A 14,118-nucleotide genomic window follows, 5' to 3' on the forward strand; every position below is an offset into this window, starting at 1 on the left:
TGCTTTTACTCAATCCCGTTTTATCCGTCATAGTTCGCGCTGCAGGTAGGTCAGGAGCCTGTCTACCCCAGGCGCAGCGTCACTCTGTGCCTGGGGAATTCGCGGGGCTACCGCCGTCCTGCAACCCGAATTATTCAGGGTAATTATTAATGTTCATATTCGTGTGTGTTGCTTTCAAGACAATTTGCCGACAGCAGCCGCGATTTCTGGCAAGGCAGCACGTGCGAACAGCTCTTCAAAATCAGGCAGATGGCCCAGAACTTCACGGTTACAGGCATCCTGATACATGATCCAGCCATACGTTGCCAGGCTGTCCATTGAGCGAATGTTACGTTGCTTCAGCGCCGCTTTATAATCCGTCATGCGCTTGGTGCCAATCAGGCTGGCCAGTTCGTCATCGCTATAGCTCTCAATTGCGGAGCGGGCATGACGCTGCAATTTGCTGATCAGCGAAAAGTCCTCGGTCATCAGCAGATTACGTACCGCTTTTTCCACCGCCGGATCTTCCACAGCTGTGCCTTTCGGTAATTTACCCAGCGCCAGCTGCTGGGCAAAGCTCAGCACGGTATAGTTGTTTAGCAGCACGAACATTTCCAGCGTGTCGGTTGCGCCATAAGCCGGTACTGCGCCATCAGCAATCGTTTTGCCATCACGCCAGGCTGATTTGAACTTCGCAACCTGATGCCCGGCCAGTGCCGTTGATAGCTCTTCCAGCAAATCTTTGCGTGATTTTGCTTTCAGGATTTCGCCACCGTCTTGATACAGCAGCAGTGAACGCGGCATTACGTAGACGAAATGCTGGCATTCCGTTTCCCAGTTTTCCAGCAGCCAGGCTGCACGCGGCGAGTGGGTTGCTTCCAGATGCCAGTTCAGCATCGTCAGCACCGCTTGCTTGTGCGTTTGCGCCATTTCGTCCTGTGCGGCAATAGAACCGAATAGCACCGAATCACCGGCAGCGTAGCTGGCAAGCGATCCATAAGGATCGTACTGATAGGCGAAGCCGCCGCTCATGCCATTACCGAAGCCTTTACCGAAGGTGCCAAGGTTGAGGATGGCACCGTTAGTCATGTACTCGCAGCAGAAATCACCCACGCCTTCGACTACCGCCGTTGCGCCTGAGTTACGTACGGCGAAACGGTCACCCGCCTGGCCCTGCACAAACAGACGTCCGCCTGTGGCGCCAAACAGTGCAAAGTTACCAATGAGCACGTTGCCATCGCTGTCCTGCGCGCCGCCGCCTGGTGACATAATGGCTAACTCGCCGCCACACTGGCCTTTACCTACGCCGTCATTACAGGTGCCGTAATGTTTCATCTGCATACCGTCGTTGCAGAAAGCGCCAAAAGACTGTCCCGCCGAGCCGGAAGTGGTGATCTTCACCGTTTCTGGTGCCAGGTAACGACGCCCACGATCATCCTGTAAGACGGCTGGCATCGCTTGCCATTGATCTGCCGTCAGCGTGTGGTTCAGCATACGCTCAATATCAATCGCTAACTGCCCGCCGACACTCTTATTACGGTTGTTGAGCGTGACGTTATGGCCCAGTGCAACGTCGTTTTTGCCCTGAGTAACCAGTTCATTATTCAGCTGCTCAACCCAGGCATCGTCTAATTCGAAATCTTTTTCCAGATAAACCGGATGATCGATTTTTAGTTCTGGCACTACGGTTAACATTGCACGCAGGTCGAGTCTGCCGACTTCCAGTGGGTGATCCATCAGGTGCAGCAGATCAGAACGCCCACGCGCTTCACGCAGCGAACGCAAGCCCATGCGGGCCAGAATTTCACGCACTTCATGCGCCACGTTCATAAAATACTGCGCCAGCTGGCGCGGATCGCCATCAAACGCTTCGGCATTGGTAGTCAAACCAGCCGGGCATTTAACGTTGCAGTTTTTCGCCATCACGCATTTCAGCATCATCAGCGCGGTAGTACCGAACTCAAAGCTGTCGCCACCCAGCAGCGCCGATTTTACGACATCGCTACCGGTTTGCTGCGCGCCAGAACAGCGCAACTGAACCTTCTCGCGCAAGCCATTAGCGCACAGCGCCTGGTGCACTTCGGCAATGCCGATTTCCGCTACGCGTCCGGTATACTTCAGGCTGGTCACCGACGCTGCGCCGGTGCCGCCAGTATTACCCGCGACGTTGATCACGTCGGCGCCCGCTTTTGCTACGCCGACAGCAATCGTGCCGATGCCTTCAGAAGAAACCAGTTTAACGATGACGCGGACGCGTGCAGCTTTACAGTCGTGGATAAGCTGCGCCAAATCCTCGATAGAGTAAGTGTCATGGTGCGGCGGCGGTGAAACCAGCTCCACGCCTGGAGTGCCGCCACGTGCGGCCGCAATTTCCACAGTTACTTTCGGTGCCGGTAACTGGCCGCCTTCGCCTGGTTTCGCACCCTGACCAATTTTGATCTCCAGCTCTTCCAGCATCGGGTCGGCTAAATAGGCTGCCCATACGCCAAAACGGCCCGAAGCCAGCTGTTTAATACGTGATGCGCGAATGGTGCCGTGACGTGAGTAGTGTTCGCCACCTTCACCACAGTTACTCATGCCGCCCACCATATTGGTGCCATGCGCGACTGCTTCGTGCGCTGGTGCCACCAGTGCGCCGTGACTCATCGCACCGGAAGCAAAAGTACGCGTGATTTCGCAGGCCGGCTGAACTTCGTTCAGAGGCAACGAAGGCAGGCTGGTAAAAATACGCGACAGATACTCAGCGGCTTTGCCATAAGCGACGACGTGTAAACTCTCATTTACCACCTCGGTGCTTTCAATTTCGTCATTGAAGCGGGATTTCAGTGCCTGTGCCAGTGCGGCGAGACGCTCGCTTTCTGGTTTTAAACCTTTAATGGCATCGGTCAGATGCAGCGTAAAATGATTCAGGCTGCCATCAACCGCTTCGCATACCAAACCGCGGGTAGCAAAACCATTATTGGTGAGTGAATAACGCCCCAGTTTGCGACGGAACTCAGCTTCGCTGTCAATATGCGTCAAATCGGCCGGGAAGGCCAAAATATCGCGTAGCGCGGCCGGACGGCGTTTACGTTCTTCATACATCAGGCTGGAGAACTGACGATAATCCGCGGTAATCGCAAAGCTATTGATGACTTCATTGGGGATACGCTCAAAGCTGCTGTCTTTGAAAGAGTCGGCTTTGATACCAAATGCATTATCCAGTTTGGCCAGCGTCATCAGTCGGATAAAGTTATCCTCTTCACGCGCTTTATCAGCAAACCGGATAGGTTCTTCAGTCATATCAATAAAAGTACGAACGGCGATAGTGCCGTAAGAGTGGCCCGCCCCCTCAGCACGCTCTTTAAACAGGCCGAGTAACGGAACATCAGATTCGCCCTGAATTTTCAGCGCGCTCTGGTGCCAGTCAACGGCCATCTGCGCGATAGTTGCAAAGCCTGCACCACCAACCGGTGTTTTGATATTTGGAAAATACTTTTTCAGCACCGGATCGTCGGTGTTGAGGAAGTTCGGTTCAAAAAACTCACCGCAGCTATAGCTTTCAACGGTACACAGGCCAACTTTGCCCATGGTTTTCATCAGCGCTTTTTCAGCCGCTTTCGCATAGCGTTTAAAGGCTTTATTACCTTCTTCACCTTCACCATATTTTTCTTCGGCGCGCATCTGTACGCCAAGCGGATAAATAGCGGATGCGCCAAAGCCCAACGCGGCAGCAATATGGTGTGAAGAAATGCTCTGGCCGCTTTCTACTACCAGCGAGACATCAAGACGCAAACCTTCCTGTACCAGACGCTGATTAATGGCGGAAACCACCAGCAGCATGGGAATGGCTGCCTGGGTTGAGGAGACGTGGCGATCGGTGATCACGGCGATTCCGCCCTGGGAACGAGCGAAATCCACCACCTGCTGCGCCAAATCATCAATGGCTTTTTCCAGCGCATTGGCATTCGCGGTGCGGCTCAGTAAATCTTTGCCGGTTACGGGTTCGTACAGCATTTCGAAGCGCGCATAAGGCGCGACATTCTGCTCGCGTAGTTGCAGCATATCGAGATGGCTGAGGATCGGTGTTGGCACGATGATCTGACGCCCTTTACTGCGGCCCAGATGCGGTTTTGCCCCCAGCGCTACGCGCAGCGTCATGCCATCCACTTCACGAATTGAGTCCAGCGGCGGGTTGGTTACCTGGGCAAAGCGCTGGGAAAAATAGTGCGCTACGCCGCCTTCGTGATCAGATAAGCCGTTGATGGCGTTGCCGTAACCCATCGCGGAGATTTTCTCTGCGCCGGTTGTCAGCATGGGGTCCATCATGAATTTGAAGCTTTCCTGATTGTAGTAGTACGCCACGAAGCGTTGATAGGCTTTGAGATCGCCCCGATAGCGCAATGGTGAGCCTTGCTTCTCGGCCGGGATCACCGGTAGATCGTTCAGGCCAACGCGGGATTTAGCCAGCAGGGCAGAATAATTTTTTTCCGCCGCCAGTTTTTCCAGCGCCTGGTGCGTGGTGTAACTGCGTTTTTCGCGATGATCGAAGTAGAGCATACCGCCTGCTTCAATACGGCCACGACGCAGAACGCTTTCAGGCGGAAAGGCAATCTGACCGGCTTCCGACATCGCACCGATATATTCCGCTGTTTCAACCGAACGCAGCGGACGCAGGCCAAGGCGATCAAGGCGTGCGCCAATCACTTCACCGTTACCGAAAATCAGCGCAGCCGGGCCATCGTTCTTCTCTTCGTACAGTGAAAAGTACTCCAGCATATCGCGAACGTCTTTGGTTAAAGACGTATCGTTTTCCCAGGCTGGCGGCATCATAGAAACCACTGCGGTAATCAAATCAAGACTGTCTTCCATTAAGCGGCTGTGAATACTTTGATCGAGGCGCGAACTGTCTGACTGGCCTTTTGGTCGCACAATCTTCTTACCACGCGCCAGCGCCAGCGCCGATTCCGCAATACGGTTTTTACGGTCGGTGTTGAGCTCACCATTATGGGCCATCAGCCGGAACGGCTGCGCCATGGTGGTATGGGGATCGGTATTGGTTGAAAAACGCGTATGGAAGAATAACCCGCGTACCTGATGATCGGGATCGGTCAGGTCTTTAAAGTAAGGAATCACTTCATTGGAATTCAGACGCGCCTTAAATACCTGGGTACGGGAAGAGAGCGACAGCGGATAGAGTCCGCCAAATTCACTTTCAGTAAAGGCACGGGCTTCGATAGCCAGCAGGGCGCGGTAGATGCGTTGTTCGAAGTCGTTTTGATCGACCACATCCTGCGGTGCAGAGAAAATCCACTGCACGATGGGTAACTGGAACTGCACAGCAGCCGGACGCGTCACGCTGCTGTCAAGCGGCATGTCACGTTTCATCATGATCGGCAGATTAAAGTGGGTCAGCGTCTCTTCTACCAGACGTTCTGCATTCGCGCGCAGCCCGGCATCTTTTGGTACAAAGAAATTACCCACGCCAAAGCGTCCGGCTTCCAGCGCCTGACCGGTTATCTTGCGAAAGAAATGTAATGAAAGATCGACGTTTACCCCAGCGCCGTCACCGACGCCTTCAGCCGACATGCCCCCGCGGTGAGGTACGGTACAAAGGGCGCCATGCGCCATCTGCAGGATCTCATGGGTCTGCTCGCCGTCCTTACGGGTAATGAAACCTACACCACAGCTATCACTCCCTGCTGCTGGGTCATACAAGCCATAGGAATTAGGTTTTTGAGTGGACATTGAGGGTCTCCTTAAACTGCTTTTGACATTACCTGCATTATTTCAATAACTAAGCGCCAACAGGCGCAGTTTCATATTCAGCAGCTCGCTCTGTCGAACGGGCGTTATTGCTCCGGGCAGTTCACTCCAGACAGGTTTAAAACGTCCTTAATTGAGCTGCTCTTTGATTTCCGGTCTCTTAAAGGAGATGACTTACACCATGGGGGAGTCTTCTTATTGCATAGATATGCCGAGACACTGGCCCGTCAGGAAAGCTTTCAGCGGATTTCCAACTTATCGGGAAAGGCGATACAGGTCAAATAAGGTAAGTTATAGTCGTTAATCGGGCTTTTTTGAGGTTAACCATCTGTAATGTAAGGTTTTTACTGGAAAATAGGGTAGGGTTAACCGGCTGGGAAAAGGCCAATAAATGTGAACTGTCTCACTGTGGTGCAGCGTCCAAATCTCTGCACCATGCTGGTGATAAGGTCTTTATTAGCATGAAATGCTGCTGCGGCCCCTTCATGCACAGGATGTATCTGTTTTTCTTATAGCGGCATATTTGAATGAAACAGGGCGACGTTATAAGTAAAATTAATCAATGGGAATCTGCTTAAAATTACGCTTAAGATGAATGGGTATGCAAAAATAAGGATGTGCCTGTGCAACAGGACGCTGCCAGGATATTGAAAAAATAAGAAGCTAATTTATTTGCCATTAAGCTGGCGGCCCTACAGATTATTCAGTTAGCACAATTAGTCAAGGGATTTAATGCATATGTCATAAACGTCGGCGATCAGCCGGTGTGTCGCACCAAAACAGCGCAACCCTTCCGCTATCTGCCTCAGATGCGTAAAGCCAGCGGCGGTACAACTACGCTATTATGTGCCTGTTTCTCATCCAGGGAGTCTTTATGAAACAAATCCGCCTGCTGGCGCAATATTACGTTGATTTGATGGTTAAGCTCGGCCTGATTCGCTTTTCGTTGCTATTAGCCTCGGCGCTGGTCGTGCTGGCGATGATTGTACAAATGGCGGTTACCCTGGTGCTGCGCGGGCATGTAGAAAGTATCGATATGGTGCGATCGGTATTCTTTGGCCTGCTCATCACGCCGTGGGCGGTCTATTTTCTGTCGGTAGTGGTTGATCAGCTGGAAGATTCGCGTCAACGGCTGGCGCGGCTGGTGGATAAGCTGGAGGAGATGCGTACCCGCGATCTGGAGCTCAACCAGCAGATGAAAGAGACGATTTCCCAGCTGAACCAGGAGATTGCTGACCGTAAAAAGGCGGAGCTGGCCCGCGAACATGTGATGGACAAGCTACGTGAAGAAGTGGCGCGACGTGAGCAGGCGCAGATCGAACTGGAGCAGCAATCCTCTTTTTTACGATCCTTTCTTGATGCTTCGCCCGATCTGGTTTTCTACCGCAACATTGATAAGCAATTTTCTGGCTGTAACCGCGCAATGGAGTTACTGACCGGCAAAAGTGAGAAGCAGCTGATTGGACTGACGCCGCGCGATATTTATGACGACGATGCGGCGACAAAAGTCCTGGAAACGGATGAAAAAGTGTTTCGCCATAATGTCGCGCTGACTTATGAGCAGTGGCTGCAATATCCAGATGGGCGTAAAGCCTGTTTTGAAATTCGTAAAGTGCCGTATTACGACCGCGTAGGTAAACGCAGCGGGCTGATGGGGTTTGGCCGTGATATAACCGAGCGTAAGCGCTATCAGGACGCATTAGAGAATGCCAGCCGGGAGAAAACCGTTTTTATCTCTACCATCAGCCATGAGCTGCGTACACCGCTTAACGGCATTGTCGGTTTGAGTCGTATCCTGCTGGACACCGATCTCAACCAGGAGCAGCTTAAATACCTCAAAACCATCCACGTTTCGGCTATTACGCTCGGCAATATTTTTAATGACGTGATTGAAGTCGATAAAATCGAGCGTCGTAAAGTACAACTCGATAACCAGCCGGTTGATTTCACCAGCTTCCTTGCCGATTTAGAAAATCTTTCTGGCCTGCTGGCACAGCCGAAAGGGCTGAAATTTGTTATGGCTCCGCAGTTGCCACTGCCGCATAAGATCGCTACCGATGGTACCCGGCTGCGTCAAATCCTGTGGAATTTGATTGGGAATGCGGTGAAGTTCACGCAACAGGGTGAAATTGTCGTGCGCGTCGCGTATGAACAGGATGAAACGCTGCGCTTTGAGGTACAGGATTCTGGCTTAGGCATCCGTCAGGAGGAACAGGACAAAATTTTCGCCATGTACTATCAGGTGAAAGATCAGCACGGCGGCAAACCCGCAACCGGCACCGGCATAGGGCTTGCGGTGTCGCGTCGACTGGCGCAGGCAATGGGCGGCGACATCAGCGTGGATAGCGCGCCGGGGCAAGGATCTTGCTTTACCGTCGTGATCAAAGCACCTCGGGTTGCCGAAGAAGTTGAAGATGACGGTATCGATGATCCTATGCCGCTACCCGCGTTGCACGTGCTGCTGGTAGAGGATATTGAGCTGAACGTGATTGTCGCGCGTTCGGTGCTTGAAAAGCTTGGCTGTAGCGTTGAGGTCGCCATGACCGGCGGCGAGGCGCTGGCGATGTTTGATCCGCTGGAGTTTGATTTAGTTCTGCTGGACATCCAGCTGCCCGATATGACGGGGCTGGATGTTTCTCGTGCGATTCATCAGCAGTACCAAAACGGGCCATTGCCGCCACTGGTCGCGCTGACCGCCAACGTGCTGAAAGATAAGAAAGAGTATCTGGACGCCGGAATGGATGAGGTGTTGAGCAAACCGCTGGCCGTTCCGGCTTTAACGGCGATTATTAAGAAATTCTGGGATGACCAGGACGAGGCTGATGAAGGAGAAAGCGCGCCGGTGGAAGATAAAACCCACACGCTGCTTGATGTGCCGATGCTCGAACAATACCTCGAACTGGTTGGCCCTGGCCTGATTACCCAAAGTCTGTCTATGTTTGAGCAGATGATGCCAGGGTATCTGGATGTGCTGGATTCTAATCTGATGGCACGTGACCAGAAAGGCATTGCCGAAGAGGGACATAAAATTAAAGGCGCGGCGGGATCGGTAGGGCTACAACATCTGCAGATGCTGGCGAAACAAATTCAAAGCCCCGAGTTGCCAGCCTGGTGGGATAACGTAACGGAATGGATTGACGAGTTGAAGCACGAATGGCGTCACGATGTACAGGTATTACGCGAATGGGTTGCTGAAAAGGAAAAGCCCTAAAAAAATGACCCCAGCCGAGGCCGGGGTGCGCGAATACTGCGCCAACACCAGGGAAAAAAGCGCTGTTGCTATACTTAGAGGATTTGAGCGCAACAGCGTGGTATTGGTTAACACTGAAATCACTTTAGCAAATTCATCGTAGTTTGTGACAAGATTCATTAAAATGTGTGATGTTGAGCAGCGTTTAAATACAGAAAACATTAATTTGGCAACACAGTCAAGTAAGGAATTAATTTACGCGTTGTATTGCGCTAATTTTGATCATTCGCTGGCTTTTTTGCTCGCTTTTACATCACCGAATCATGTTAAACGAAATGCCCATGCAGCAAATGGATAACAATCCTGTAAAAAGGGCGATTTCTGTCGTTAACAGGTTGATAAGTAAAGCTCAGTGCTGAATCGTTTAGTGTTTATCCAAAACGTTTTGGAAAGCTGGCGGAGAAATTTCCAGTTAACAGTTATGGCAATTAATTTTCTGATGAATTCCGGTTAAAATTTGAACGTATTTTGCTGTTTAGTAGATGGTAAAGGGCCAGAATTTTCTCGATAATCGTAATTTTTTGATCAGGCAAAGAAGAATATAGAACAAGGAATGCGATTATAGTTAAATATCACTAAACTTTCTCAGGCGCGTATATCATAAATCGTTAAGTATTTACTTAAAAATTATCTAAATACGACAACGTGATGGAACCGATTCCTTTTTAACGGAAGTGCTTGAAGTGATTCGATCTGTTTCAGTGAAATTCCCTCTTTTTGTCGTGATTCGTACAGAAGCTGCTCAGTAAGGCAGCCATTTTTTGCCGGAAAATTGGCGTTTAATCCAGTCGTTAACGCAGTGATTGATTAATGCTTAAAACAAGTAAGAGAACATTGCATGAACAAGTATAAAGGAAGCCCAGGGCAGCGAATTAAGTCTCTAACTTTACGCATAATATTGGCAGTGTTAGGAGGATGGTTAGCGGGGATTCTGCTTTTCTCATTTCTGCCGGTCCCTTTTTCAGCCGTCATGGTTGAACGTCAACTCGGTGCCTGGTTCAGCGGTCATTTCGATTATGTGGCACATTCCGACTGGGTTGGGCACGACGACATCTCCCCGTGGATAGGATTAGCGGTTATTGCCTCTGAAGATCAGAAGTTTCCGGTACACTGGGGTTTTGATATGGCGGCGATTGAATCGGTATTAGACAGCCGCGATGAAAGAATGCGTGGCGCATCGACCTTATCACAACAAACGGCGAAAAATTTGTTCTTATGGGATGGACGTAGCTGGCTACGAAAGGGGCTGGAGGCGGGGCTGACGGTAGGGATCGAAACGGTATGGACTAAGCGCCGCATACTTACGGTTTACCTGAATATTGCTGAATTCGGCGCGGGGACGTTTGGCGTGGAGGCTGCCGCGCAGCGCTATTTCCATAAACCGGCCAGCCGCCTGACGATGTCGGAAGCGGCGCTACTTGCTGCTGTGTTGCCCAATCCCATTCGTTTTCGCGCTGATGCGCCGTCGGGGTACATTCGCCAGCGTCAGCAATGGATCATGCGGCAAATGCGCCAGTTAGGCGGCGAAAGGTTTCTGCAACGTAACAGGCTTTAGGACTTATTCTTCGTCGAAGCCCGCTTCAAACAGCTCAATAACCGCCGCCAGCGCCTGGGTTTCTTCCGGGCCGCTGGCTTCGATTTCAATATGACCGCCTTTGGCAGAATCCAGCATTAAGAGCGCAATGACGCTACTGGCCTCAGCTTCTGTGCCCGCCTCATTTCGCAACAGCACCTCTGCATCAAAACTCTGGACTAATTCAAACAGCTTCATAGCCGGGCGGGCGTGCATACCCAACTTGTTTTTGATTTCTACCGTTTGTTTGATGGTCATGATTTGCGTTTTTCCAGCGTACGATGGCGAGACTGCACATTTTTACCGCGGGAGCGGAAGTAATCAGCTAATTGTTCAGCGATATATACCGAACGATGTTTGCCACCGGTACAACCGATTGCCACGGTTAAGTAGCTGCGATTATTGGTTTCCAGCATCGGCAGCCACAGCTCCAGATAGCTGCGCGTCTGATAGATAAAGTTGTGCACTTCCGTATGACGATCTAAAAACGCGGCAACCGGACGATCAAGACCTGTCATAGGGCGCAGTTTAGGATCCCAGTGCGGGTTGGGTAAAAAGCGCACATCAAATACGTAATCGGCATCAATCGGAATACCATGTTTGAAGCCGAATGATTCAAAAACCATGGTCAGTTCACGTTCACGTTTACCCAACAGACGCGTGCGCAGCATCTCTGCCAGCTCATGCACTGACATTTCTGAGGTATCGATAATCAGATCGGCACGTGAGCGCAGCGGCTCCAGCAGATCATTCTCTTCATCGATCGCGCTTTCCAGTGACAGATTTTTACTGGAAAGCGGATGCAGGCGACGCGTATCGCTATAGCGGCGGATCAAGGTATTGCGATCGGCGTCAAGGAATAGTAGCTGTGGTGAAAACGTATCAGGCAAATTGTTCAGCGCAGTCTCGAAGATTTCCGGCGACTCTGGCATGTTACGCACATCAATGCTTACGGCTGCGGAGATATTGCGCTCGGCCAGCGAGTTTGCTAACGCTGGCAATAACACCACCGGCAGGTTATCAACGCAGTAAAATCCCATGTCTTCCAGTGCACGCAGTGCCACTGATTTTCCTGACCCTGACCGACCGCTAACGATCATCAGCACCATGACCTTCTCTCCCGTTTTAAAACCGGCGCGGGGCCGGTAGTGACGCTTTATTGTTCTGGCTGATTTTCGGTAATGATGGCGTAGAGTTCTTCATTACTCTGCGCCGCACGCAGGCGGCGACAGACCGTTTTATCTGCCAGTCTTTTTGCTACCAGAGAAAGGGTATGCAAATGCGTTTTGCACTGATCTGCCGGGACCAGAAGGGCAAACAACAGATCGACCGGCTGATTATCCACCGCGTCAAAGGCAATAGGCTGTTCAAGGCTGATAAACACGCCAACGGCGCGAAGCGTATCCTCCTCCAGCTTACCGTGAGGAATAGCAATCCCGTTGCCAATGCCGGTACTTCCCATGCGCTCACGGGTAAGAATGGCTTCGAAAAGCGTTTGGTGCGGCAGGTTGAGCTGCTTAGCGGCCAGTTCACTGATAATTTCCAGCGCACGTTTTTTGCTCTGGCAATGTACGCCGCTGCGGGTGCAGTCCAGCGAAAGTACTGAGCTCAATTCCAGGGTCAGATCGTTGTTCATCATCGTTTCACTTGCGAGTTCACATAGCCACTGAGGCAGGCATGTCACGTTTATGCTGACATCAGATGGCGCTGGTATAGATGACAAAACGGGGCGGTTAATCCGCCCCATCCTGTCCGCGTTAGCGCGATAAGCGCTCTGCCAGCGTGAAGGTTAGTGTTTTTTCAGTTTGTCTTTGTGTTTGGTTAGTTGACGAGTGAGTTTATCAATCAACCCGTCAATAGCCGCATACATATCTTCCGCTTCCGATGTGGCGTGCAGCTCGCCACCATTGACGTGTAAAGTCGCATCGGCAATTTGAGTGACCTTCTCAATTTTCAGAACAATATAAACCTGATTGATATGATCAAAATAGTGTTCCAGTTTGGCAAATTTCCCACTGACGAATTCACGTAGTGAGTCAGTGATTTCAACGTGTTGCCCCGTGAGGTTTAGCTGCATAGGTCTTCCTTCTCATTTCTTTCAAACCAGCTGTTTACGCTGATTTGATGGCGGGATGGATAAAGACTCGCGATATTTAGCGACGGTTCGACGCGCCACCATGATCCCTTGATCAGATAACATGGTGGTGAGCTTACTGTCGCTCAAGGGTTTGGCTGGATTTTCCGCCGAAATTAATTTTTTGACCAGTGCGCGAATCGCGGTGGACGATGCTTCGCCGCCACCTTCGGTATTGACGTGACTGGAGAAAAAATACTTCAATTCAAAAATACCACGCGGGCTGTGCAAATATTTTTGCGTGGTTACGCGGGAAATCGTCGATTCATGCATTTCAACGGCCTGGGCAATATCCGCCAGTACCATAGGACGCATAAATTCTTCGCCCTGTTCAAAAAAATCCTGTTGTTGTTCAACAATACAACGCGTCACTTTCAGCAAAGTATCATTACGGCTTTCCAGGCTTTTAATCAGCCATTTGGCTTCCTGTAAATGGCTACGAATAAACTGGTTATCGCTGTCATTGCGTGACGAACCGCCCATCGCGGCATAGTGCTGATTAATCTTCAAACGCGGCAGACTGTCCGCATTAAGATCAACCGTCCAGCGGGATCCGATCTTACGTACCAGCACATCAGGAATAACATATTCCGGCTCGCCAGTATTGACCGATTGTCCCGGACGGGGGTCCAGTGATTGAATCAGTATCATGGCTTCTTTTAACACGTCTTCTTTGAGACGTGTCATACGCATCAGACTGCGGAAATCATGGTTCGCCAGCAGATCAAGGTGATTGCTGACGATCAAACGCGCTTCGGCCAGCATCGGCGTATCAGGCGCATATTGTGATAGCTGCACCAGCAGGCAATCACGTAAATCACGGGAACCCACGCCTATCGGATCAAAACGCTGGATGCGTTTTAATACGGCTTCAACCTCATCCAGTTCCAGCTCTTCGTTACCGATGCTGTCAAGGATCTCTTCAAGCGAAACAGTAAGGTAGCCCGTATCATCAATAGCATCAACGATAGAGGTGGCAATCGCGCGGTCGTTATCAGTAAAAGGCGTTAGCCCAACCTGCCACATCAAATAATCCTGCAGCGATTGGGTCGTTTCACCCTGATAAATGGGTAATTCATCATCCTGATAATCGGTGCCAGTGCCTGACGGCGTGCCTGCGGTATAAATCTCGTCCCAGGTTGCATCGAGTGGCAATTCTTCCGGCATATCTTTTTGCTCAAGCGCTTCACGTGTATCCAGCGCTTCGGCTTCCTGATAGTCGTGGGCGTCGACTTCTTCATGTACATCGGTTTGTTCAAGCAGCGGATTACTTTCCAGCGCGAGCTGTAACTCTTGCTGAAGTTCAAGCGTCGAAAGCTGCAACAGCCGGATAGCCTGTTGCAGCTGGGGTGTCATCGCCAGCTGTTGGCTGAGCCTGAGTTGTAAACCTTGCTTCATAGACAGGATTGATTTTCCTCAGCAAACGTCAGTATTAGC

Annotated in this window: 8 protein-coding genes; 2 read left to right on the forward strand and 6 right to left on the reverse strand. The window is 51.0% G+C overall.

Annotated elements, in window-relative coordinates:
* Nucleotides 1-174: 174 nt before the first annotated feature.
* On the reverse strand, nt 175-5,706 hold the full coding sequence (locus tag QRY16_RS02550) for a glutamate synthase-related protein (protein WP_289775533.1): 5,532 nt from the start codon (nt 5,704-5,706) through the stop codon (nt 175-177).
* 892 nt (nt 5,707-6,598) lie between these two features.
* On the opposite strand from QRY16_RS02550, the gene arcB reads away from it, so the two are divergent.
* Nucleotides 6,599-8,935: an aerobic respiration two-component sensor histidine kinase ArcB gene (gene arcB, locus QRY16_RS02555; RefSeq protein ID WP_289775534.1), complete on the forward strand. Its 2,337-nt coding sequence runs from the start codon at nt 6,599-6,601 to the stop codon at nt 8,933-8,935.
* Between the two features lie 877 nt (nt 8,936-9,812).
* On the forward strand, nt 9,813-10,529 hold the full coding sequence (gene mtgA, locus QRY16_RS02560) for a monofunctional biosynthetic peptidoglycan transglycosylase (protein WP_289775535.1): 717 nt from the start codon (nt 9,813-9,815) through the stop codon (nt 10,527-10,529).
* 3 nt (nt 10,530-10,532) lie between these two features.
* On the opposite strand, the gene npr is transcribed toward mtgA, so the two are convergent.
* From npr to rpoN, 5 genes are all read right to left on the reverse strand, one after another.
* Complete coding sequence (npr, locus tag QRY16_RS02565; RefSeq protein WP_193405220.1) at nt 10,533-10,805, reverse strand: PTS phosphocarrier protein NPr; 273 nt, start codon at nt 10,803-10,805, stop codon at nt 10,533-10,535.
* Nucleotides 10,802-11,656 (reverse strand): RNase adapter RapZ, encoded by an 855-nt coding sequence (gene rapZ / locus QRY16_RS02570; protein ID WP_193405219.1) that lies wholly within the window; start codon nt 11,654-11,656, stop codon nt 10,802-10,804. The genes npr and rapZ overlap by 4 nt, the downstream gene beginning before the upstream one ends.
* Before the next feature lie 47 nt (nt 11,657-11,703).
* Nucleotides 11,704-12,183, reverse strand: coding sequence for a PTS IIA-like nitrogen regulatory protein PtsN (ptsN, locus tag QRY16_RS02575; RefSeq protein ID WP_193405266.1), 480 nt, complete (start codon nt 12,181-12,183; stop codon nt 11,704-11,706).
* Between the two features lie 153 nt (nt 12,184-12,336).
* The gene (hpf, locus tag QRY16_RS02580; RefSeq protein ID WP_193405218.1) at nt 12,337-12,624 is read right to left on the reverse strand and encodes a ribosome hibernation promoting factor; all 288 of its coding nucleotides are present in this window, start codon (nt 12,622-12,624) and stop codon (nt 12,337-12,339) included.
* A 21-nt stretch (nt 12,625-12,645) separates the two neighbouring features.
* Nucleotides 12,646-14,079 carry an RNA polymerase factor sigma-54 gene (gene rpoN / locus QRY16_RS02585; RefSeq protein ID WP_289775536.1) on the reverse strand — a complete coding sequence of 478 codons (1,434 nt, stop codon included), beginning with the start codon at nt 14,077-14,079 and terminating at the stop codon, nt 12,646-12,648.
* Nucleotides 14,080-14,118 lie beyond the last annotated feature (39 nt).

The organism is Mixta mediterraneensis (assembly GCF_030283135.1).
In the GTDB taxonomy this organism is placed as follows: Bacteria; Pseudomonadota; Gammaproteobacteria; order Enterobacterales; family Enterobacteriaceae; genus Pantoea; species Pantoea mediterraneensis.

What these genes read in the sequence shown, in the direction of transcription:
- QRY16_RS02550 (WP_289775533.1), bottom strand. Translation starts at nt 5,706, where the DNA reads ATGTCCACTCAAAAACCTAATTCCTATGGCTTGTATGACCCAGCAGCA.
- rapZ (WP_193405219.1), bottom strand. Translation starts at nt 11,656, where the DNA reads ATGGTGCTGATGATCGTTAGCGGTCGGTCAGGGTCAGGAAAATCAGTG.
- rpoN (WP_289775536.1), bottom strand. Translation starts at nt 14,079, where the DNA reads ATGAAGCAAGGTTTACAACTCAGGCTCAGCCAACAGCTGGCGATGACA.
- hpf (WP_193405218.1), bottom strand. Translation starts at nt 12,624, where the DNA reads ATGCAGCTAAACCTCACGGGGCAACACGTTGAAATCACTGACTCACTA.
- arcB (WP_289775534.1), top strand. Translation starts at nt 6,599, where the DNA reads ATGAAACAAATCCGCCTGCTGGCGCAATATTACGTTGATTTGATGGTT.
- npr (WP_193405220.1), bottom strand. Translation starts at nt 10,805, where the DNA reads ATGACCATCAAACAAACGGTAGAAATCAAAAACAAGTTGGGTATGCAC.
- mtgA (WP_289775535.1), top strand. Translation starts at nt 9,813, where the DNA reads ATGAACAAGTATAAAGGAAGCCCAGGGCAGCGAATTAAGTCTCTAACT.
- ptsN (WP_193405266.1), bottom strand. Translation starts at nt 12,183, where the DNA reads ATGAACAACGATCTGACCCTGGAATTGAGCTCAGTACTTTCGCTGGAC.